At 62.0% G+C, this 23,313-nt stretch carries 17 protein-coding genes and 1 pseudogene; 14 read left to right on the top strand and 4 right to left on the bottom strand.

The window, feature by feature from the left end; translation table 11 throughout:
- The gene (locus QD172_RS00815) at positions 1–2,451 is read right to left on the bottom strand and encodes an FdhF/YdeP family oxidoreductase (protein WP_279854582.1); all 2,451 of its coding nucleotides are present in this window, start codon (positions 2,449–2,451) and stop codon (positions 1–3) included.
- A 341-nt stretch (positions 2,452–2,792) separates the two neighbouring features.
- Here QD172_RS00815 and QD172_RS00820 point away from each other — a divergent pair, with 341 nt between their 5' ends.
- A complete protein-coding gene (locus tag QD172_RS00820) occupies positions 2,793–3,233 on the top strand; it encodes a hemerythrin domain-containing protein (protein WP_077376112.1) in 441 nt (146 codons plus the stop codon).
- 281 nt (positions 3,234–3,514) lie between these two features.
- Here the strand turns inward: QD172_RS00820 and QD172_RS00825 are convergent.
- Positions 3,515–4,195: pseudogene (locus tag QD172_RS00825) on the bottom strand (hypothetical protein); the annotation flags it as partial.
- Between the two features lie 658 nt (positions 4,196–4,853).
- Here QD172_RS00825 and QD172_RS00830 point away from each other — a divergent pair.
- The 4 genes from QD172_RS00830 (at position 4,854) to QD172_RS00845 (ending at position 8,945) form a co-directional block, all read left to right on the top strand.
- Positions 4,854–5,213, top strand: a complete 360-nt coding sequence (locus QD172_RS00830) for a hypothetical protein (protein ID WP_279854583.1) — start codon at positions 4,854–4,856, stop codon at positions 5,211–5,213.
- A gap of 222 nt (positions 5,214–5,435) precedes the next feature.
- Positions 5,436–6,290 carry an SDR family oxidoreductase gene (locus QD172_RS00835; RefSeq protein ID WP_279854584.1) on the top strand — a complete coding sequence of 285 codons (855 nt, stop codon included), beginning with the start codon at positions 5,436–5,438 and terminating at the stop codon, positions 6,288–6,290.
- 333 nt (positions 6,291–6,623) lie between these two features.
- On the top strand, positions 6,624–7,646 hold the full coding sequence (locus tag QD172_RS00840) for a patatin-like phospholipase family protein (RefSeq protein ID WP_279854585.1): 1,023 nt from the start codon (positions 6,624–6,626) through the stop codon (positions 7,644–7,646).
- 90 nt (positions 7,647–7,736) lie between these two features.
- Entirely contained in the window at positions 7,737–8,945 is a 1,209-nt protein-coding gene (locus QD172_RS00845) for a hypothetical protein (RefSeq protein ID WP_279854586.1), read from the top strand.
- Positions 8,946–9,025: 80 nt separating this feature from the next.
- Here the strand turns inward: QD172_RS00845 and QD172_RS00850 are convergent, their stop codons facing one another.
- Positions 9,026–10,492 carry a PLP-dependent aminotransferase family protein gene (locus tag QD172_RS00850; RefSeq protein ID WP_279854587.1) on the bottom strand — a complete coding sequence of 489 codons (1,467 nt, stop codon included), beginning with the start codon at positions 10,490–10,492 and terminating at the stop codon, positions 9,026–9,028.
- 416 nt (positions 10,493–10,908) lie between these two features.
- Here QD172_RS00850 and QD172_RS00855 point away from each other — a divergent pair, with 416 nt between their 5' ends.
- The 9 genes from QD172_RS00855 (at position 10,909) to QD172_RS00895 (ending at position 22,209) form a co-directional block, all read left to right on the top strand.
- Complete coding sequence (locus tag QD172_RS00855; RefSeq protein WP_084208603.1) at positions 10,909–12,333, top strand: APC family permease; 1,425 nt, start codon at positions 10,909–10,911, stop codon at positions 12,331–12,333.
- Between the two features lie 158 nt (positions 12,334–12,491).
- Positions 12,492–13,985, top strand: coding sequence for an NAD-dependent succinate-semialdehyde dehydrogenase (locus QD172_RS00860; RefSeq protein ID WP_084208602.1), 1,494 nt, complete (start codon positions 12,492–12,494; stop codon positions 13,983–13,985).
- A 126-nt stretch (positions 13,986–14,111) separates the two neighbouring features.
- The gene (gene gabT, locus QD172_RS00865; RefSeq protein ID WP_084209701.1) at positions 14,112–15,383 is read left to right on the top strand and encodes a 4-aminobutyrate--2-oxoglutarate transaminase; all 1,272 of its coding nucleotides are present in this window, start codon (positions 14,112–14,114) and stop codon (positions 15,381–15,383) included.
- A gap of 306 nt (positions 15,384–15,689) precedes the next feature.
- Positions 15,690–17,114, top strand: a complete 1,425-nt coding sequence (locus QD172_RS00870; RefSeq protein ID WP_279854588.1) for an amino acid permease — start codon at positions 15,690–15,692, stop codon at positions 17,112–17,114.
- Entirely contained in the window at positions 17,104–18,099 is a 996-nt protein-coding gene (mmuM, locus tag QD172_RS00875; protein ID WP_279854589.1) for a homocysteine S-methyltransferase, read from the top strand. The genes QD172_RS00870 and mmuM overlap by 11 nt, the downstream gene beginning before the upstream one ends.
- A 280-nt stretch (positions 18,100–18,379) precedes the next feature.
- Positions 18,380–19,033, top strand: coding sequence for a DsbA family oxidoreductase (locus tag QD172_RS00880; protein WP_279854590.1), 654 nt, complete (start codon positions 18,380–18,382; stop codon positions 19,031–19,033).
- 165 nt (positions 19,034–19,198) lie between these two features.
- Positions 19,199–20,134 (top strand): pyrimidine-specific ribonucleoside hydrolase RihA, encoded by a 936-nt coding sequence (gene rihA, locus QD172_RS00885; protein ID WP_279854591.1) that lies wholly within the window; start codon positions 19,199–19,201, stop codon positions 20,132–20,134.
- 16 nt (positions 20,135–20,150) lie between these two features.
- Complete coding sequence (locus QD172_RS00890) at positions 20,151–21,824, top strand: GMC family oxidoreductase (RefSeq protein WP_279854592.1); 1,674 nt, start codon at positions 20,151–20,153, stop codon at positions 21,822–21,824.
- A gap of 157 nt (positions 21,825–21,981) precedes the next feature.
- Positions 21,982–22,209 (top strand): glutaredoxin family protein, encoded by a 228-nt coding sequence (locus QD172_RS00895; protein ID WP_279854593.1) that lies wholly within the window; start codon positions 21,982–21,984, stop codon positions 22,207–22,209.
- Positions 22,210–22,495: 286 nt separating this feature from the next.
- On the opposite strand, the gene QD172_RS00900 is transcribed toward QD172_RS00895, so the two are convergent.
- On the bottom strand, positions 22,496–23,236 hold the full coding sequence (locus tag QD172_RS00900) for a hypothetical protein (RefSeq protein WP_279854594.1): 741 nt from the start codon (positions 23,234–23,236) through the stop codon (positions 22,496–22,498).
- Positions 23,237–23,313 lie beyond the last annotated feature (77 nt).

Consider the following 23,313-nt stretch of genomic DNA (forward strand, 5'->3'; position numbering starts at 1 on the left):
TCAAGCGCTTGCCAGCACTCCTTCACTGGCATTGACCTCTTCGCTGTCCATCAGACGCAATCTGACAGGCACGGATTTCGAGGCCGGCGTATTGCTGCGCGCATCACGGTGATCCAGCGGAATCAGGTCATTGGTTTCCGGGTAATACGCTGCCAGACAGCCGCTCGGGATATCGTAGGCCTTGAGCTTGAAACCGGCCATGCTGCGCTCGACACCATCCTCACTCACGGTTTCCATACGCACGCGCTGGCCCTCGGACAGGCCGAGCGTTTCCAGATCCTGCGGGCTGATCATCACCACCATGCGCGTCCCGTAGACGTCCCGATAGCGGTCATCATTGGAATAGACGGTGGTGTTGAACTGATCATGGCCCCGCATGGTGCTGAGCAGGAAGGTACTGTCCATGTCCAGCGTCTCGTGGGTGACCTTGTCGAGGCCCTGCTCATCGGTGCCAAGTCCCTCGGGGAACAGGAAGTTGGCGCGCCCGGAGTCGGTGTGCCAGATGCGCTCACGCGGGGCGATGCGGATGTGGAAGCCACCCTGCGCCAGGCGGGCATTGTAATCCGGGAAGATCTGCGGGAAGACCTGTTCGATACGGTCGCGAATGCGCGCGTAATCCGCCTGCAACCAGTCCCAGTCCAGGGTGGGATGCGCCGGCAGAGTGGCCTTGGCCAGCTGACAGGTGATGGCGATCTCGGAGTGCAGGCTGGCATCCGCCGGCGCCATCACGCCGCGCGAGGGCGAGACGTTGCACATGCCGTCCTCGACACTGGTGGTCTGCTCCGCGCCCTTGCCATCGGCGCCGGCCTGCAGGTCGCGCTCGCTGTGACCCAGCGTCGGCAATACCCAGCCGTGCTTGCCGGGGTGCAGATGGCTGCGATTGAGCTTGGTGGCGATATGCACCGTCATGTCCAGCTCGTGCACCTTCTCCACGATGCGCTTCTGGTCCGGAATCGCGCGGAAGAAGTTGCCGCCCATGCCGATGAAGGCCCGTGTCTCGCCGCGCAGAATCGCCTCGCAGCATTCGGCGACATCATGGCCGTTGTCCCGTGGGCACTGGATGTCGAAGACACGGTCGAAGGCATCCAGCATCGCGCCGTTGGGCAGGTTCTCGATACCGACGGTACGATCCCCCTGCACGTTGGAGTGGCCGCGCACCGGACAAGGCCCGGCGCCCGGCTTGCCGATATTGCCGCGCAACAACAGCAGATTGACGATCTGCTGGATGGTATCGCCCCCCCGCGCATGCTGAGTGATGCCCATGCCCCAGCAACAGATCACGCGCTCGGCCTCAAGATAGGTCTGCGCCGCCTGCTCCAGTGACTCCCTCGACAGGCCGGACATCTCGACCAGATCCTGCCAGTCAAGCTTGCGGCAGTGATCGGCGAAGGCCTCGAAGCCGTGGGTGTGCTGGGCGATGAAGTCATGATCCAGCAGCCCCACCGCATGCGGATTGCGCTCACGCAGTGCATCGTCGGCCTCGATCACGTACTTGCACATCGCCTGCACGGCAGCGAGGTCACCGCCGATGCGCAGTTGATGGTACTGGGTGCTGATCTCGACGCCCTTGCCGCTCAGCATGTCCCTGGGCGATTGCGGGTCGGCAAAGCTCACCAGCGCCCGCTCGCGCAGAGGATTGAAGCTCACCACCTCGGCACCACGGCCACGCGCCTCGTGGAGATCGCCCAGCATGCGGGGACTGTTGGTGCCGCTGTTCTGGCCGAAGATGAAGATGGCATCGGCCTGCTTGAAGTCCTCGAGATTCACCGTGGCCTTGCCGATGCCGATGGACTCCGGCAGCGCCCGCGAGGTGGTCTCGTGACACATGTTCGAGCAGTCGGGGAAGTTGTTGGTGCCGTACATGCGCCCGAACAGCGAGAACAGGAAGGCCGCCTCGTTGGAGGTGCGCCCCGAGGTATAGAACTCGACCTGGTTCGGGTCGTCATACTGTTTGAGACGCTCACCGATCTCGGCGTAGGCCGCCTCCCAGCTGGTCACCTCGTAACGGTCCTGCTCGGCGTTGTAGCGCAGCGGGTGCGTCAGGCGCCCTTCCTTCTCCAGATGATGATCAGTCCACTCGCGAAGCTGGCTCACGGTGTTCTGAGCGAAGAGCTCATCGCTGACGCGTTCACGCGTCGCCTCCCACGCCAGCGCCTTGGCACCGTTCTCGCAGAAATTGGCCCCCTTGGGCTTGTCACCATTCGGCCAGGCGCAGCTCGGACAGATGAAGCCATCCGGCTTGTTCATCTTCATCAGGCTGACATGCCCGGCGATCGGCAGGCGCTCCTGCCAGAGGAACGTCTCCACTGCCTTGAGCGATGGCCAGCCGCCGCCCGGCGGACGATCAAGCTGGCTGCCGGAAAGCTCGCGGGAAAGGTCAGGCGCATGGGACCCCTTGTGGCCGAAGGTGCTGGAAGAAGCGGGCCGGGACGTGGGCGCGTCGTGTGACATGTCAGAACTCCTGCGCGGTGCGTGCTCGATCAAGAAAGAGAAAGTAGCAGGCAAGATATGAGCGATACCTCATCTCTTGCTCTCGCGCGGGGGATTTTCAAGGGCAGCCGGCGTTGCGCCCTTGAAGTTCTTTCGATCCGCCACCAGAGTTGTACATACCTGACACAATGAGCTCGAGAAAATGCGCTGACACGGCGAGCCCCTGACAGACGTGAGCCGTCTTCTGGAATGCTGGAACTCCAAAAGCTTGCAGGGAGAAGCTGAGAGTCCGGCAAGAAGAGAGACAGGCCACGCGTCTCGCCCAGCCACTCGACAAGCTGACGCTGATGAGGAGCCCGAACATGACCATCTTTGAAGCCCTGCGCGAGACCCACGACGAACAACGCCGCCTGCTGGACATGCTGCTCAAGACCGAAGGTGACAGCGAACCGCGCGATGACCTGTTCAAGCGCCTCAAGGAATCGCTCACCAACCATGCGGGAGCTGAGGAGCGCGCGCTCTACATCCCGATGATGGAGCACGACATGACGCAGGAAAAGGCGCGTCACAGCGTGGCCGAGCACCATGAAATCGATGAGCTGGTCGAGAAACTCGAGACGACGGACTACAGCTCGCCGGGCTGGCTGGCCGCCGCCAAGCAGCTCGAGCATCTGGTGACTCACCACTTGGACGAGGAAGAGCAGGAAGTCTTCCAGCTGGCCGGTCGCGTCTTCGACGACGCCACCAAGCAGCGACTCGCCGATGAGTACCTGAAGGACATGAAGGCGCGCGAAGCGGCCTGATATGTTTCCTGATGCCTGACGCCTGACGCCTGACGCCTGACGCTCGACAATAGCCAGGCAGGACATGACACGGGCTGGCCACATGACGTGGCCAGCCCGTTGTCGTTGATGGCGGACGAGAAGTTGGCGAAAGAGGCTGACGCCCCGGCCGCACGGCATTACCGGCGGCGGCTGCCTTTCGCCCCGGCACCCTTGAATGAGCCGCCAGCACGCTTGCCCTTCTTCTCTCCCTTGCCCGCCCCTGGCCCGGTCTCGGAGGTCGCGGAACGTCCGACATAGCGGGCGATCCAGATCGTATGCCTGGCTCCGGACGTGCCATGGGCATACACCTGACGTGCCTCGGCCTTGAAACCGGCCCGCGACAGACGCTGCGAGAAGCGCGCATCGGCCGTGGCCGACCACACTGCCAGAATGCCGGCAGGACGCAGTGCCCTGGCGCATACCGCCAGCCCTTCCGCGCTGTAGAGCCAATCATTGTCGTCAGCGGTCAGTCCCTCCGGGCCATTGTCCACATCCAGCATGATGGCATCGAAGCCGCCAGGTGCTTCGCGCAGCACCTCGGCCACATCGCGATTCTCGACGGTCGTGCGCGGATTGCGGATCGGATACCCCGCCTTGGCCCCCAGCGGGCCGTCATTCCAGGTGATCACGCCCGGCACCAGCTCGGCGACCACCACCTCGGCATCTGCCTTGAAGTGCGCAAGCGCCGAGGCCAGCGTGAAGCCCATGCCCAGACCGCCGATCAGGACACGCTGCGGCGCCGACGGCGTGCCGCGACTCTTCAGCAGGCCAGCAGGAATCTCTGCCAGCGCGTCTTCCGAGCCATGCATGCGGGTATTCATCAGCTGCCCCCCCTTGCCGCTCTCGATCTTGATGACGAAGTCCTCGCCATACTCGAACAGACAGAGCGAATCCGTGGTACCAGGGATCGGGGCGGTATCGAGCAGCACAAAACGTTTCATGGCATATCCAGGCTAGAAGAGATCACGCGACAATCGATACCTGCAGGCAACTCCAGCCGGGGCGACGCGCATTGACGCAATATCCCGCTGGCAGGCATCTGCATGATCCAGAGGAGCGTTATCCTACCAGCCATGCGCGTCATGGCGATAATGAGCCAGTCACTCCACAGGGATACCTGCCAGAAAGGACAACAGCAGTGGCAACAGTTGAGAGACAACAGAGCCCCTGCAACAGAACTGGCACATTCTCGTGGTATCTCTAATACTGGCTAGGTGGTTACGAAAATCCACAATCGTTAATCAATGGAAGTTGCATAATGCAAAACGCTGGCGCGAAGGTGCCAGACACGCGGCAGCGATGCTCTCTGGCTTGAGCGCCAGCCAGACCACGGCCTGCTCGGGAGATCGTGCCCGCCACGCATGCCTCTCGGGTCATTGCCTGACCCCGCCTTGAGGCGACACACTATGGGGAAAGGCGGTCTGCGGGACAGGCGAGAGGGTGATTTCGCACGACGATTCGCGCACGCAAACAACGACACCTATAACAGCGACGCCTGACAGAAAGACACTCTCACGTGGCGGCATACGCCGCCATGACCAGCGAATGACACGCATCATCCGCACTCGGGACACCGAGTGCCATCTAGGGGAACCACCGATGCCACACACCAACCCAGAGCAACTGGCGACCATCAGTGCCGAAAAGGTAGAGGAACGCTTTCGCGGTCTGCATCCCATCGTCGCGCTGGTGTCAGCCACGCGACTGATGCAATACCTGGAGCGTGAGGGCCTGATGCTGCAGGCACACCGCCGCCTGTGTGCCTGCATCATCCGAGAGGCCCTGCCCACGCTGGAAGCCGGTCCGGGGCATGACCCCGAGAACCTGCCAGAGCTCAATGTCCAGGCCTCACCCCTGCAACGGGAGCAGGCGCTTGCCCCCGCCGTGGCCTCCGTCTCGCCGCAGGGGGCCCCCACCCCGGCGACCGTGCACGACAAGCCACAGGGCCTCGTTTCCTGAGCCGTTGACACCTGGCCTGAGCCGAAGATGACACCCCCGCCCGTTGCTTTCCCCTGAGCAACGGGCGTTTTCATTGGTGGCATGACCCGGCCCCACATGAACATCAAGTTTTTTGAATGTAGGGGTTTGAATCCGCACGAAGATCCACATGTCATTCAGGTAGGCGTTCGCGTCTGAAGGCGATTGCGTCGTCATCATGATTCACGGACAAGGAGTGACAGCATGAGTCAACTACAACCCCCGCAGCATCAGGATCATCAACCGGGTGATGAACATCGCATGCAGCCTCGCCCCGAATATATCCGGGAAGGCTATCAGGGCAGCGGAAAGCTCAAGGGCAAGGTCGCCGTCATCACCGGAGGCGACAGTGGCATCGGGCGCGCCGCCGCCGTCCACTTCGCGCGCGAAGGGGCCGACTGCATGATCACCCACGTCGGCAGCGAGGAAGAGGACGCCGAGGAAACCCTCCGACTGATGGAGGCCGAAGGTCAGAAGGCCAGCCGCATCGCCGGTGACATCGGTGACCCGGCCTTCTGCCGCAAGGTGATAGAAGGCACGCTGGAGGAATTCGGCAAGCTCAACATCCTGGTCAACAACGCCGCCGAGCAGTACGACTGGAATGACGTGACCGAGATAGATGACGAGCAGCTCGAACGCACCTTCAAGACCAATCTCTTCAGTCACTTCTATCTGATCAAGGCCGCCGTCCCGCATCTTTCCAAGGGCGACTCCATCATTGCCACCTCCTCGGTCAACGCCTTCAAGGGCAATGACAGCCTGATCGATTACAGCGCCACCAAGGGGGCCATCCAGGGACTGGTACGCTCGCTGTCCGGCACGCTGATGGACCGCGGCATCCGCGTCAATGCCGTGGCCCCCGGCCCGGTCTGGACACCGTTGATCCCCGCCAGCTTCGAGGATGACAAGGTCGCCGAATTCGGCAAGCAGGTACCGATGGAGCGCCCCGGGCAACCCAGCGAGATGGGCCCGGCCTACGTCTATCTGGCCAGCGACGATTCAAGCTACATGTCGGGACAGACGATCCACCTCAATGGTGGCGTCGTGCTCAATACCTGATCACGATGCGTCCCTGAACGCTTCACTGCGCCAGTGGCTGGTGATCACTGCCCAGCCAGCGATGTGACGATCACCACGCAGCAACACCAAAGGCCACCCGATCCGGGTGGCCTTTTTCACATTCCCATAGGGGTCTGCTCAAGGAATGCGTGCCGCGTCTCAGCGCTTGTGCCGCGTTCGAATCACCTCTTCTCCCGGCCAGTATCAGGCCCTCCTGTCGCTCCGTATCAGGCATTTCACACGGCTGTAAAGCGTTGGCCTCTCTATTCTGGTAGCAGCCCAGGGAATGCCATGGGCAGGAAAGGAACGTCACTCGCGCTGCAGGAGGCCTGCATGTCCAAGCTGATTCTCTCGCTGGATGGTGGCGGCATACGTGGGGCGGCCACCGCCCGGTTTCTGATGCATGTCGATGCGACACTCAAGCGCGACCACCAGACCACACTGCGCGACTGCGTCGATTTCTACGCAGGCACCTCAACCGGCAGCCTGATCGCGCTGGCGCTGGCTACCACCGACATGAGCCTCGAGGACATCAACGGGCTCTACAGCGCAACCAATGCCAGGAAGATCTTCGTCGACAATCGTGGCTGGTTCGAACTCGATGGCATCAATGCGCCCAGGTACGAGGCCAAAGGCAAGAGCGCGATGCTCAAGAAGCATCTCGGCCAGGCCAAGCTCCGGGATGTCCCTGAGGGCAAGCAGGTCCTCGTCGTCACCTACGGGATTGAGAGACGCCGCCCGCATGTGCTGAAGTCCAGCAAGCGCGAGCATCACAAGCTGCTGGCCTGGCAGGTCGCGGATGCCTCGAGCGCCGCGCCCACCTACTTCCCGACCCGCGACATGAAACTCGGGACGGACAATGAGCAGACCTGGCTGATCGATGGGGGCGTGATCGCCAACAACCCGACCATGTGCGCCATCGCCGAGGCCTGTCGACTGTGGCCGCATGACACTCGGCGCGTGCTGTCGATCGGTACCGGGACGCGCACGCGCAAGATCAACGGCCCGGATTCCCAGCATTGGGGCGCGGTGCAGTGGATGCTGGAAGGCAGTCTGATCGACGTGCTCTCCGACGAGAAGGTCGTCGGCTATCAGGCCATCACCATCTCGCCGCCGGGCAGCTACATCCGCGTCAACGCCGAGATGCGCCCGCAACCGGGATTGCCCAGGGCGCCTGACGATGCGATGGACGATATCAGCGTCACCAATATCCAGCGCCTCAAGGGCATGGGCGACTTCTGGTTCACGCAGTACGGCGAGGCAGCGGTGGCGCTGATCATGGACCACTATCGTGGCCCGTCGCTGGACCGCATCGACCCCGCCACCGGCAAGCCCGAGGCCTATGAGCCTCACTGAGCACGCCTGGCGCGACGCGAACTCGGAGACGCCTGTCAGCGATTTTGCTACTCTGCGCTGCCATGCTCCACGCCGACCCGAGTGTCTCCGATGCCCCAAGGTAGTTCGCCAGTGTCTCGCCGCCCCGTCACCCGCCTCCTGGCAGCGCTCAGTCTGTCATTGGCGACCCTCGCGCCCACCTTGACGCCGGGTCTCGCCCTGGCAGCCGACGACATGCACTTCGACCAGCCGGAAGCCTTCGCCACCTTGAAGAAGGCGGTCGGCTATTTCGATGAGATGGACACCTTGCCGGAAGAGGCCTGGATCAGCCGCGATCAGGCCTCCGCGCGCAGCGATATGGACGAGATGATCGAGGAAGCCATGCAGGCCCTCGACGTGCCACAACTCTCGACCCTGCGCAGCACCTATCGACAGGTCGAGGACAAGATACGTGAATCGCGCCGTGAGATTTCCGAGTTGAAGGAAAAGCGTATCCTGGCGCCCGACACCGAGGTCTCGACGCTGACACGCTTCACGCCTACCGATACCCTGCGCGAATTCACCGCCAGCACGCGCGGCGATTATGACCTGCTGATCGCCGCGCATGAGAAGAACATCACCGCCTATCAAGGCGAGCTGACCACGCTGGAAGGCAAGCTGGCCGCGCGGCTCGAGGAGATCGGCATCACCCTGACGCCGGACCAGGTCCAGGTATGGCTGTCCTCGGTGGTCGGCGATGATGTACTGACCATGAGTGTCGTGTTCGCCAGCATCAAGTCGGTGGCCCAGCAGCTCGCGGAGCTGACCCGCGACAGTGGCGAGAATCTGGAGTACGCGCGTCGCTACTACGGCATGGTCGTCATGCTCCACCGCATGATCGTCACCATGCAGCAGGACTTCATCGCCCGCGTGGATGACGAGGTATTGCCGCAGCTGCAAGGGTTCGCCGACGAAGCCGAAGCCACCACGCGGGATGCGCGGGCGCTGATCAAGCAAGGCGGCTCACGTGAGAGTCTGGAGAACAACATCCGCGCCAATGCGCTGACGCTCAAGACGATCAACCTGTATCGCTCGCTGGTGAGCGAGCAGCGCGACCGCGTCAAGACATCGCTCACCAAGAGCCAACGCGAACTTGCGGTGGCAACCAATACCTATCGCACCGTCAAGCTCAGCGCGCATGTCGCCGACCTGATCCGCCAGGGCGTCAAGACCTTCGACACCCTCGCCGGCCTGCAGGTACCGGTCGCCACCAGCTTCGAGAACAGCGCCATGCGTGAGGAATTCCGCAAGCTGACCGAGCGCATGCAGCAGGCAAAGTAGCACTCGCGTTCAGTGTCGATACCACGCCTTCGCCCTGCCGGGCGGAGGCGTTTTCAGTTCTGGCGCTGCTCAGTGCCGCCCTACCGGATGTCGCGCATGGTCAATATGCTCTCCAGCGTGCGTCTGAGCCGGGCCACCTCACTGACCAGACTCTCGCCTGCCAGCATGCCGACCCCCAACACCAGCCCGCGCCGCGAGTCCTCGCTGCTGCAGACCATGCTCAGTGGCCGCACGATCAGATGCTCCTTGACCATCAGTTGCGCGACACGCTTGTCATCGATCTCGGGGGCGAACTGCACGCACAGGCTGATGCCGCGCGAGGGCGGCGAGACGCTGATCACTCCCTTCACCTGACACAGCTGGTCATGTACCACCTGCTGTCGGCCGAGATAATCGCGCTGGATGCGCTGATACCAGGCATCGAGATCCCCATCGGCGATGAACTGCGCCAGTACCGCCTGATCCAGCATGCGCCCCTCGCGAAACACCTCGCTGCGCAGCCGATTCATCGGCCCGGCCAGCGCGCGCGGCACCACCAGATAGCCCAGCCGCAGGCCAGGAAACATCAGCTTGGAGAACGAACCAACCAGCAGGCGATTATCGGCGTCCGGATCAAACAGCAACTGATCATGGTCATCGCCACTGAACTCGTAGTCATCCTCGAGGATATAGGCGGGCTGACAGGCCTCGCAGAGCGCCAGCTTGTCACGCCGTGAGGTAGGGACACTCAAGGGATAGTGATGCGAGCCGGTGAAATAGGCGATCTGCACCGGACGACGCTCTAGCAGGGCGATCTCGTGGCCCGGGGCATCGGCGGTGTCACCCCGGGGCCGCCAGGGAATCAGCTGGGTCTCGAGTCCGGCGGCCAGAAAGACATTGCGTGCCCCCCAGTAGCAGGGCGACTCCATCACCACCCGCTGGCCGGCGTCCGCCAGCGCCAGCGCGCACAGCTCGATGCCGTGGTGGGTGCCCTCGGTGATGATGATCTGCTGGGTATCGCAATCGATGTTGCGCCAGCGGCGCAGAAAATCCCGAATCTCCCGCTTGAGCGGGCCATAGCCACCGCTGGAATACGACAGCAGCAGCGCGTTGTGGGGCACCGTGACGCTGGCATACAGCTGACGCCACTTGCGCATCGGAAAGCGCGCGATATCCGGAATGCCCGGCACGAAGGCGCCACTCTGGATCAGGCTGGCCCCCTGCCCGCCCAGCACCCGGCGTGCGCGAGTGGAGAGCGGCAGTGGCGCAGGTGCCTCGGGCGAGGCGCTGTCGGGTCTCGCGGCATGCGGGCGGCGCGTCCAGGTGCCCTGACCCTGCCCGGTGTGCAGATAGCCTTCCTCGATCAGCGACTTGATGGCCAATGACAGGGTGTTGCGTGCCACGCCCAGCGCCTCGCACAGCTTGCGATGCGCAGGCAGCCGTACCCCCACCGGCCATTGCTCACGAATCATCTCGAGCAATGCCTGCTCCAGCCGCACCTGCTTGCCTAGGGCCTGCGACTGGCGGCGATAGCACTCGATCAATGGCTCAAGCGTGGCCAGTTCCATGCAGGTCTCCCGATATCGTTCATGTAGCACGTAACGTCCATACGCTGCATAGATCACGTGAGCAACCAGCCTGGCTGGCGGGGTACAGCGCCCATTCATCCCTGATTATCCGCAGTCCACCAAGATTGGTCCAGTCAAACGCTCAATTGGTCTATTCGCCTGAACAGTGGCCGCTGATAGCGTGTCCCTCAGGCGCTGCCTACTGACTGATGCTCACAGCCCACGATGGCTGGATCGCTCCTGCGATGTCGACAGGAGCGAATTTTTCCCACAAGCCTCAGCCAGCGACAGGACTGACCTTGCACCTGCTTACCCGCCAGAACGTTCGGCAGAGGACAGCAGACGCACACGAAAGACATCAGCAGGTCCGGCACCGCCATATAACAAATTCCAAGATCGACTCGGACGCATCCCCCATGACCCAAACAACTCCCCCTGCAGAACAACTTGTCAGAGTCCTCGCCCGCGGCGACGTTCTGGCCCTCGCCTTCGGTGCTATGGTCGGCTGGGGCTGGATCGTCCTGACCGGCGGCATGATCCAGAATGCCGGCAGCATCGGCGCCATCATCGCCTTCATCATCGGCGGCATCGCCGTCGTGCTGATCGGCCTGACCTATGCCGAACTGGCCGCCGCCATGCCCAAGGTGGGTGGCGAACACGTCTACAGCTACCGTGCCATGGGACATTTCTCGTCCTTCCTGTGCACCTGGACCATCATTCTCGGCTACCTGAGCGTGGTGTCCTTCGAGGCGGTGGCCCTGCCGACCGTCATCGAGAACCTCGCACCCGGCTATGCCGTCGGTCACATGTGGACCATCGCCGGCTGGGACGTCAAGGCCACCTGGGTTGCCGTCGGTGTCGGCGGGTCTCTGGCGATGATGGCGATCAACTATGTCGGCATCACCACGGCAGCGCTGCTGCAGAAGGTCGTGACCGGCGTGATCCTGATCGCCGGTGTCCTGTTCGTGACCGGTGCACTGTTTGAAGGCGATGTCGCCAACATGACACCGCTGTTCACCCAATCCGAAGGTGGCGTGACGGCCGGCATCATCGCGGTACTGGTGCTGGTGCCCTTCCTGTTCGTGGGCTTCGATGTCATCCCCCAGGCCGCCGAGGAGATCAATCTGCCCTACAACGCCATCGGCAAGGTGCTGATGATGTCCGTGGTACTGGCAGTGGTGTGGTATGCCCTGATCATCCTGGCCACCAGCCTGGCACTGGATCACGACTCCCTGCTGGCAAGTTCACTGAGCGTGCCGGATGCCATGCAGGCACTGTTCAACACGCCCTGGGCCAGCAAGCTGATGATCCTGGCGGGTATCGCCGGCATCATCACCAGCTGGAACGCCTTCTACATCGGTGGCTCGCGCGCCATCTACGCCCTGGCGCATGCCGGCATGCTGCCGGCCGCCCTCGGCAAGCTGCACCCGAAACACAAGACACCGACCAACGCCGTACTGTTGATCGGCCTGCTGTCCTGCATCGCGCCCTTCTTCGGTCGTCCGGCACTGGTGTGGATCGTGGATGCCGGCGGGCTGGGTATCGTCATCGCCTACCTGTTCGTCGCGATCTCGTTCCTGATCCTGCGCATCCGCGAGCCGGACATGCCGCGTCCGTTCCGCGTGCGTCACGGCAAGCTGTGCGGTGTGCTGGCCATCCTGCTGTCCTTCGCCATGGCCTGTCTGTACCTGCCGGGCAGCCCGTCCGCACTGACCGGCACCGAGTGGATGATCTTCGGCGCCTGGATGGCACTGGGCCTGGTGATGTACGCCATCGCCCTCAAGCAATTCGGCCGTGAATACAGCGACCGCATCATGGCACCGGCCTTCACCGCTCACTGAGCAAAGGCCTCGTCATGTGACCGCCGGGCAGGTCCGTCCGCCTGCCCGGCGCCATCGGGCTCGACTACCACGAGCCGATATCAGGACAGTCCGCGCGATTCGCCAGCGCTGTCCACTCAATGAATGCACTGCACGCCAGACCGCCAGAGGAGCTCCACATGTCCCGTATTGCACTCCCGACCAGCGACTTCCTGAAGCGCTACGTCAACTCGGAGAACAGCCGCGACGTCTTCGTCCCTGCCTTGATCGGCAGCGAGCGCCGCGAGACCGGTACCACCTTCAACGTGACCAATCCGGCGACTGGCGAGCAACTGGCCCGTGTCGCGGAAGTCAGCGCCGAGGATACCCGTGACGCCGTCGCCGCCGCCGAGATCGCCGGCAACGCCTGGAAGAAGGTGCCGGTGAAGGAGCGCTCCGCCCTCTTGCGCCGCTGGTTCGACCTGGTGCTTGAGCACCGGGAAGACCTCGCCCAGCTGATGACCCTGGAACAGGGCAAGCCGCTGGCGGAATCGCGTGGCGAGGTGACCTATGGCGCCTCCTTCATCGAATTCTTCGCCGAAGAAGCCAAGCGCATGGCCGGTGAGACCCTGCCGTCCCACGGTGCCGACAAGCGCCTGATGGTACTGCGCGAGCCCATCGGTGTGGTGGCGGCCATCACGCCGTGGAACTTCCCGCTGGCGATGATCACCCGCAAGTGCGCGCCGGCGATCGCCGCAGGCTGTGCCGTGGTCATCAAGCCGGCCGAAGCCACCCCGCTGACTGCGCTGGCGCTGGCGGATCTGGCGCTGGAAGCCGGCCTGCCGGCAGGTCTGATCAGTGTCGTCACCGCCATGAAGCCGATCGCCATCGGCGAAGTGCTGACCACCGACCCGCGCATCCGCAAGGTCTCCTTCACCGGCTCCACCCCGGTGGGCAAGACGCTGATGGCGCAGTGTGCCTCCACCGTCAAGAAGACCGCCATGGAGCTGGGCGGCAACGCGCCGTTCATCGTCTTCGATGATGCCGATGTCGATGCCGCCGTCGACGGTGCCATCGCCTCCAAGTTCCGCAATGCGGGCCAGACCTGCGTATGCACCAACCGCTTCCTCGTCCAGGACGGCGTCTACGATGCCTTCGTCGAGAAGCTCGCGGCGCGGGTCGCCGCCATGCAGGTCGGCGATGGCCTGGTCGATGGCAACACCATCGGTCCGCTGATCAACGGCGCTGCCGTCAGCAAGGTGCAGAGCCACGTCGATGACGCCATCGGCAAGGGCGCGCGCCTGGTCACCGGTGGCAAGCCGCACGCCCTGGGCCACAGCTTCTTCGAGCCCACCGTGCTGGCCGATGTCACCACCGAGATGGTGGTGGCGGATGAGGAGACCTTCGGGCCGCTGGCACCGGTGTTCCGCTTCCACAAGGATGAAGACGCCATCGCGATGGCCAATGACACGCCCTTCGGCCTGGCCGCCTACTTCTATGCCACCGACTACCGTCGCATCTGGCACACGCTGGAAGCGCTGGAATACGGCATGGTCGGGGTCAATGAGGGCATGATCTCCACCGAGCTGGCGCCCTTCGGCGGCATCAAGGAATCCGGTCTGGGTCGTGAAGGGTCTCACCACGGTCTGGAAGAGTTCACCGAGCTGAAGTACGTCTGCATCGGCGGTCTCTGATTTTGTATGGACGCCTCGAGAGGACGTCTCACGACATTATCCCACCACGTTTACTAGACAACGGTGGCATGGCCCGCGCCATGCCACCGGCAACAAGAAAAGGAACCTGACATGAGCCACTCTCAGCTGAGCAACGAACAACTCGACGTCCTCAAGCACAAGTACGTCGCCAAGGGTGCCGTCACCGCCACGCCGCAGTTCGCCGACACCGCGCTGAACGCCGAGATCTGGGATGCGGACGGCAACCGCTGGATCGACTTCGCCGGCGGCATCGGCGTGCTCAACCTGGGTCACCGTCACCCGAAGGTCGTCGCCGCCGTCAAGGCACAGCTCGACAAGGTCATGCACACTGCCGCGGGCGTCATCTCCTACGCCCCGTACGTGCAACTGAGCCAGAAGCTGGCCGAGCTGACGCCGGTACGTGGCCCGGAACGCAAGACCCTGCTGGTCAACTCCGGCGCGGAAGCGGTCGAGAACGCCATCAAGATCGCACGTGCCGCCACCGGCCGCAGCGGTGTCATCACCTTCGACGGCGCCTTCCACGGCCGCACCATGATGACCCTGGCGATGACCGGCAAGGTGCTGCCGTACAAGAACGACTTCGGCCCGATGCCGGGTGACATCTTCCGTGCGCCCTACCCGAACCCGATTCACGGCATCAGCGAAGAGCAGTCCCTGAACGCCATCCGCACCCTGTTCAAGACTGACATCGCACCGCACCGCACCGCCGCCATCGTCATCGAGCCGGTGCAGGGCGAAGGCGGCTTCTACATCGCCTCGCCGAGCTTCCTGACCGCGCTGCGTGAACTGTGTGACGAGCACGGCATCCTGCTGATCGCCGATGAAGTGCAGTCCGGCTTCGCGCGTACCGGCAAGCTGTTCGCGATGGAGCACAGCGGCGTCGAAGCCGACATCATGACCATGGCCAAGAGTCTGGCCAACGGCATGCCGCTGTCAGCCGTCGTCGGTACCGCCGAGGTGATGGATTCCTCCGGCCCGGGCTCTCTGGGCGGCACCTACAGCGGCAACCCGCTGTCCTGCGCCGCGGCCCTGGCCGTCATCGACGTCATCCGCGAAGAGAACATCCTGGAGCGCAGCACCCAGATGGGCGAGCAACTGGCCGCGCGTTTCGCCCAGTGGGAAGAACGCTTCGCGCATGTCGCGCACTCACGCAACCAGGGTTCCATGGCGGCCTTCGAGCTGGTGGACGCCGATGGCAAGCCGGACCCCGCCGCGACGGCGGCCGTATGTGCCAAGGCCAAGGAGCTGGGGCTGATCCTGCTGTCCTGTGGTTTCTACTCCAACTCCATTCGCGTGCTGGTGCCGCTGACGGTCGAGCCGGAAGTGCTGGAAGAAGGTCTCGACATCGTCGAGAAGGCGCTGGAAAGCCTCGTCTGATCGGTTGCCTTTTCCGACACACGTGTAACAGAACGGCCACCTTCGGGTGGCCGTTGTCGTTTCCAGCGCCACGCGCTGCGCTGGAGGGAAACCCTGGGCCAAGAAATGAATCGCAAGCTCATTACCCATCTAACCATATAGCCAATCAACCCAAGCAGCCTTTTGTGGCAACTAGTTGATTAAATTATGATATTCGCTGCATTTCTGCGTATTTCCGACCGATTCTCGCCATGCCACACGCCATCGTGAACGACGGCTGCCAGAGAGAGGCCTTTCTCATCGGCAGCACCTCGAGTGACCCCTACCATGACTGACAGCAACGCCCACGACTTCAAACGCAGCATGCAGCAGCGCCACCTGGTGATGTTGTCCCTCGGCGGTGTCATCGGCACCGGCCTGTTTCTCAGCTCCGGCTATACCATTCAACAGGCCGGTCCGGCGGGGGCGGTGCTCGCCTATCTGATCGGCGGCCTGGTGGTCTATCTGGTGATGATGTGTCTCGGCGAGCTGGCCGTGCACCACCCCGAACCCGGCGCCTTCAGCGCCCACGCCACCCGCTATCTGGGCCCGGCCACCGGCTATACCGTCGCCTGGCTCTACTGGCTGACCTGGGCCGTGGCACTGGGCTCGGAATTCACCGCCTCCGCCGTGTTCATGGGCCGCTGGTTCCCCGGTGTCGAACCCTGGATCTGGTGCGGGCTCTTCTCGCTGATCGTGTTCGGCATGAACATCGTCTCGGCACGCTTCTTCGCCGAATCCGAATTCTGGCTGTCGTTGATCAAGGTCGCCGCGGTGATCGTGTTCATCGCCGTAGGCGCCGCCGCCATGTTCGGCTTCACGTCACTCTCGGGCAATACCGAGGCTCCGGGCGTCACGCGCATCCTGCAGGAGGGGGTGTTCGATCACGGCGTGATGCCGATCCTGATGACACTGCTGGCCGTCAGCTTCGCCTTCTCCGGCACCGAACTGATCGGCATCGCCGCGGGCGAAAGCGAGAATCCCGAGAAGAACGTGCCCCTGGCGATCCGCGCCACCCTGTGGCGACTGATCATCTTCTTCATCGGCACCATCATCGTCATCGCCGCCCTGTTGCCGCAGGACAGCGCCGGTCTCAAGGAAAGCCCCTTCGTGGCGGTCTTCCAGCTCACCGGCATCCCCTACGCGGCGGACATCATGAACTTCGTGATCATCACCGCGCTGCTGTCGGCGGCCAATTCCGGTCTCTACGCCGCCTCGCGCATGCTGTGGACCCTGGCGGACCAGAAGACGCTGCCCCGCGTGTTCAGCCGCGTCAATCAGCGCGGCATTCCAGTGCCCGCACTGCTGATCACCATGCTCGGCGGCCTGCTGTCGCTGCTCTCGAGTATCTATGCCGAGGACACCCTGTATCTGGCGCTGGTGTCGATTTCCGGGCTTGCCGTGGTACTGGTGTGGATGGCGATCGCCGCCAGCCAGTTCAGCTTTCGCCGTCAGTGGCTTAAAGCCGGCCACAGCGCCAGCGAGCTGACCTACCGCGCGCCGCTGTATCCCGTCGTGCCGATTGCCGCCTTCCTGTTCTGCGCGCTGGCCTGCATCGGCATCGCCTTTGACCCCAACCAGCGCATCGCGCTCTACTTCGGCGTGCCCTTCGTGGCGCTGTGCTATCTGGTCCACTTTCTGACCCATCGCTCGTCTACCGACGCCGCCAATTCCCCGACTCCGACCCCGCAGGAGGCCCTCGATGCCCGCTGATGCCACCCGCAATCCGCTGAGCGCCATCACCGCCCAGCAGCCCTTCCTGATCGTCGATGGCGCCCTGGCCACCGAGCTTGAGCGTGCCGGATTCGATCTCAACGACTCGCTGTGGTCGGCCCGGGTGCTGGCCGATGAGCCGCAGGCGATCGTCGATGTGCACCGCGCCTACTTCGAGGCCGGTGCCGATGTCGCCACCACCGCCAGCTATCAGGCCACGCTCGAGGGCCTGATGGCGCGCAGCCTGAGCGAGACCCAGGCCAGCGCGCTGATCCAGCGCTCTGTCACCCTGGCCTCCCAGGCCCGCAGCGAGTACCTGGCCGCGCACCCGGAGCGTCTGGACTGCCCGCCGCTGGTCGCGGCCTCGGTCGGCCCCTATGGCGCATATCTCGCCGATGGCAGCGAATACCGTGGCGGCTACGCGCTGGACCGCGCCGGCCTGCGCGACTTCCACCGTGCCCGCCTCGCCACGCTGCTCGATGCCAGACCGGACGTGCTCGCCGTCGAGACGCTGCCGTGTGCCGAGGAAGCACTGGCCGTGTGTGACCTGCTGCGCGATGACTTCCCCTCGGCGCGTGCCTGGATCGCCTTCAGCGCGCGCAACGCGAGCGAATTGAGCGATGGCACGCCGATCCGTGAGGCTGTGCGCGCCATCGCCGACTGCGAGCAGGTGGTCGCCATCGGCGTCAACTGCACCGCGCTTGAGCACATCGAATCGCTGGTGCGCGAGATTCGCGGCGAGACGGACAAGGACATCGTCATCTACCCGAACTCCGGCGAGGTCTATGACCCAGTCACCAAGACCTGGTCCGCCGCCTGCGCCGTCTCGGTAGATTCTGATGGCGACGGCTCTGACCACGACCATGACCTCGCCGGCTGGACCCCACGCTGGCTGGCCGCAGGTGCCACGGCCATCGGTGGCTGCTGCCGCACCGGCCCGGACGATATCCGCGCGCTGGCGGATCTGCGCAAGGCGCTGGGTTGATTGAGTTGCTGAGTCCGGTGCAGTGAATACGCAGCACTGAACTCCAAGCACTGAGCTCCAAGCGCTGAACTCCAAGTACTGAATCATTAGCGCTGTACACGAACGCCCTGCCCGGTCATGACACATGATCGGACAGGGCGTTTTCGGTAGCGTCCCAGGCCCAAAATCTCTAGGATGGCAGGACACTGATGAGCGATTGCTCAAAATCATTCCGACGTGCTCTCAAGATGGCCTTCAAGCTGCAATGAGGAGCGCGTAAGAGATCAGCAGGAGAATCCCCATGTCACAGCTCGATATCCAGGTCGCCTACGACGTGGTCTGCCCCTGGTGCTGGATCGGCAAGCGTCATCTTGATGACGCCATCGCGCAACTCGACTTCAAGGATGAGGTGCGCGTCAGCTACCTGCCCTTCCAGCTCAATCCGTGGGTGCCACGTGAAGGCATGGCGCGCGCCGACTACCGCGCGCAGAAGTTCGGCAGTGTCGAGCGTGGCGCGGAGCTGGATGCCCAGGTGGCCCAGTCAGGCGCGCAGAGCGGCGTCACCTTCCGCCACGCCCTGATGGAGCGCACGCCCAACTCCACCGATGCCCAGCGCATCGTCTGGCGCCAGCAGTCCGTGGGCCTGGCGGAGCGCCCGTTGCTGGAAGCGCTGTTCACCGCCTACTTCCAAGATGGCAAGGATGTGGGAGACCGTCAGGTGCTGGCCGAGATCGCAAGCCTGCACGATGAGAATCTGAGCGTCGAACAGGCGCTGACCTTCCTCGAATCCGGCAAGGGCGAGCAGGAAGTCGCCGCCCAGCAGGAAGCGCTGCGCAACGCCGGTATCCAGTCGGTGCCCAGCACCATCGTCGGTCAGTACTACGTGCCCGGCGCCCAGCCGGTGGAAGTGCTGGTGCAGATGCTCAATGAGGCGCGTGCCCAGCAGACGGATTGATCTGCCACGCACTGATGCCAAGCGCTGACGCCAAGCGCGAATGCCATGAACGGACAGACGACACGCCCTTCGCAAGGATGGCGTGTCGTTTTGCGTTCAGGCATAAAGGAAAGGCTGATTGAGGCAAGTCACGACAACAATACGACTCACGACAAGGACTGCTGCATGCCGCGCCCCATCATTCTCGATTGTGATCCCGGCCACGACGATGCCATCTCGCTGATTCTGGCCCTGAGTTCAGACGCGCTCGACGTGCTGGCCGTCACCACCAGCGCCGGCAATCAGACCCCCGACAAGACCCTCAACAACGCGCTGCGCGTGCTCACCCTGCTGCGGCGGCATGACATTCCGGTCGCCGGTGGTGCGCCCAAGCCGCTGGCGCGTGAGCTGATCATCGCCGACAACGTGCATGGCGAAAGTGGCCTGGATGGCCCCAAACTGCCGGCCCCCGCCTTCGCCCCCGTCACCCAGAGCGCCATCGAGCTGATGGCCGAGAAGGTCCGTGCCTGTGAGCAGAAGGTCACGCTGGTGCCCTCCGGCCCGCTGACCAATATCGCGCTGTTTCTCTCAGCCCACCCGGAGCTACACCACAAGATCGACAGCATCGTGCTGATGGGGGGCGCGGCAGGTGTCGGCAACTGGACCCCCACCGCCGAGTTCAACATCTTCGTCGACCCCGAAGCCGCCGACATGGTGTTCAAGTCCGGCCTGCCCATCGTGATGTGCGGGCTGGATGTCACCCATCAGGCGCAGATCATGGATGAGGACATAGAGCGGATTCGCGCCATCGACAATCCCGTCGCCCAGTGTGTCGCCGAGCTGCTCGACTTCTTCATGATCTACCACCGTGATCCGAAATGGGGCTTCAGCGGTGCGCCATTGCATGACCCCTGCACCATCGCCTGGCTGCTGAAGCCTGAGCTGTTCACCGCTGTCGAGTGCTGGGTCGGGGTCGAGACGCAAGGCGAGCACACCCAGGGCATGACGGTGGTCGACCGTTACCAGCTCACCGGCAAGCCGCACAACGCCAGGGTATTGTTCGATATCGACCGCCAGGGCTTCGTTGACCTGATCGCGCAGCAACTCAAGCGCTATCAATGACTACCGATGACTATCGATGACTACCGCTGATCGCCACGCCAGTGCCACTTCGCCACAAGAGCACGACCACGACCACGACTACCTGATCGTGGGGTCGGGCTTTGGCGGCTCGGTGTGCGCGCATCGCCTGACCGAGAAAGGCTATCGCGTGGCGGTCATGGAACAGGGCAAGCGCTGGACGCCGGACAACATGCCGCGCTCCAACTGGCGTCTGAGCCGCTGGCTATGGCGGCCGATGCTGGGCCTGCGCGGCTTCTTCACCATGAGCTTCTTCCGCCATGTCATCGTGCTGCATGGCAACGCGGTGGGCGGCGGGTCCATCACCTATGCGCAGACACTGCTGGTGCCGCCTGCCAAGATCTGGGACAACGGCCAATGGGCGAGGCTCAATGACTGGCATGCGGTGATGCCAGAGCATTACGCCACGGCGCAGAAGATGCTCGGCGTGACGACCAATCGGATCATCGCACCGGCGGATGACGCCCTGAAACGCATGGCGGAAGTCGCCGGCTGCGATGACACCTGGTACCCCACCGAGGTCGGCATCTTCTTCGGCCCCGAGGGTGAAAGCGGCACGCCTGCCGCCGGCAGCACCCATCCAGACCCCTACTTCGCTGGCGAAGGCCCTGAAAGACACAGCTGCATCGGCTGTGGCGGCTGCATGATGGGTTGCCGTCATGGCGCCAAGAATACACTCGACAGGAACTACCTGTATCTGGCCGAGAAGCACGGTGCCGAGGTGCACGCCGAGACCAAGGTGATCGACGTCGTACCGCTCAATGGCAAGACGGATGGTTCCGATGGCTATGTGGTGACGACGGTGCCCTCCACCTTTGCCGGGCTCTATCTTGGCCTGGGCAAGCGTCGTGTCACCTGTCAGTCCATCGTCTTCGCAGGCTCGTCGCTCGGCACCCAGGAGTTGCTGTTCCGCCTCAAGGACAAGGGCTCATTGCCGAACCTCTCGGATGCGCTGGGCAAGCGGGTGCGCACCAATGCGGAGTCCTTGATCAGCTGCCGCATGCCGGGCAGTCGCGATGACATGTCCAAGGGCATCGCCATCGGCTCCGGCATCCATATCGATGAGCACACCCATATCGAAGCCACACGCTATCCGGCGGGCTCCGATTTCATGGGGCTGCTGTTCACCGCGATGGCCAGGGGCAAGCCCGGCTGGACACGCCCTTTTTCCTGGCTGAGCGCGATAGCGAAGCTCTTCCTCGCCAATCCACTGCGCGCGCTGAGATTCCAGCTGCCGTGGGGCTTCGCGAAGGAGACCATCATCTTCCTGTGCATGCAGACGGCGGATGGCCACCTCGACATGACGCTCAAACGCCTGTGGTACTGGCCGTTTCGCAAGGCGCTGGTCACCGAAGGCAAGCGCATTCCCACCTTCATCCCCGAGGCGAATGACTTCGTCACGCGTGGCGCCAAGGCCATCGGCGCCATCCCCGGCAGCAGCATTCCCGAGATACTCTTCAACATCCCGACCACGGCGCACTGCATGGGCGGCGCGGCCATGGCGGCCTCCCCCGAGGACGGTGTCTGCGATGGGCAGAATCGCGTCTTCCATTACCGCAACATGCTGATCTGTGACAGCTCGATGCTCGCCGCCAACCTGGGCGTCAATCCCAGCCTGACCATCACCGCCCTGGCGGAACATGCGATGAGCCATATCCCGCGCAAGGATTGATCTTCAGGATGCGTGGTGTGGAATGTGCTGATGCGAGAAGTGCTGATGCAGGAGGCCGCTGGTGTAGAGAGAAAGCGACGGCTGGTATCATTGCCCACCTGCATCCTCAAGCTGGGTGCGTGCAACGCGCGGGAACGATCAACATGGGAGCACAGCAATGAAACGGGTGTCACTCTTCACCATGGCGAACTGTCCGCACTGCAAGACAGCCAAGCAGTATCTGGAGCAGCAGAAGATCGGCTTCCGTCTGGTGGATGTTAGATCCCCTGCGGGACAGAAGGAATTCGCCAAGACAGGCTTTCGCAGCGTGCCTGTCGTGAAGATTGGTGATCAGTTTTTGAAGGGTTTCAGCGTTAAGGGCTTCAATCAGTTGTATAAGGATTGAGCTTGCTACACTCAGTTTCTCTGAATATCCTAGACATTATTTACTCATTGACTGGCGCGGATATTACACACTGATGTGTGTAATATCCGCGCCTTCATATCTATTCTAGAATACACAGCCCTATGATAAAAGCTGTTCCCAATTAATAGAGCTCAGATGACAGCACGGGGTATAACTCACTAATCAAAATAATCAAAACCACAATATAGCCAAGCTCTAGTAGACTAATACCAATAGACCACTGAATAGCCTAACCCCAGTAATAAAAACATCCTCTATCACCTTGTTATAAGCCGGGATAAGCTTCAGAGAGATATTTTTTAACCATGTTCGTGACAAAGCGATATCCATCTGAAATAGTCATATGGTCAGAATTATTATCTTTAACTTTCATTTTAAATCCATGCCTAGAATCGAAACCTGACAAAGAAAAATTATTAGCAGTGTTATGGAAAGCACTCCGTAAATCTTTATTGGTGCTTAGCTCAATATTTTTGTGCTTAGCAAAAGATTCTACAGCTTCCTTAAGCTTATATAAAGTGGTCCAATCTATATTCATGTCAAGATATTTCAGGAAGAAATATACATCTTCATTACATGCAGCCAACCGAACTAGTTTAAACTTAGTATTTGAAGATCGGCATTCTTGCTCCTCCCTATCAATAACTTCTTGAGGAACACTCGGATTACCAAGAAGAGCGGCCATGTTTTCTTTCTCAACATAGCGAACTTCTGAATTATTATACAATACCTTATGTATAGAGGCCTTCCTATAATCTTTATCAAACAATACAGATGCACCATTAAATAAACCCAGCAACTCATAACCAATCTGCCATACCATATGTGGGTCTTCTTCCCCCTCACAATAAAGAGTATTCATTCTAAAGTCATGATTAGGACAATCATTCCAAAAATCCACACCACCATAGATATTAAAAAACATCGAACCTGGTTGCTGTGAAAGCTCTCGGAGCTCTTGCACATCACCATTCAACATAAACTCCCAATCTGTAGCCTTGCTCATAAATCACCCTTGTGTAAAATATTATCAAGACTCGGAACAAAAGTAATAAAAACTCTATAAAATTGCAAGAAAGTCAT

This window comes from Cobetia sp. 10Alg 146, from assembly GCF_029846385.1.
GTDB classification, from domain to species: Bacteria; Pseudomonadota; Gammaproteobacteria; order Pseudomonadales; family Halomonadaceae; genus Cobetia; species Cobetia marina.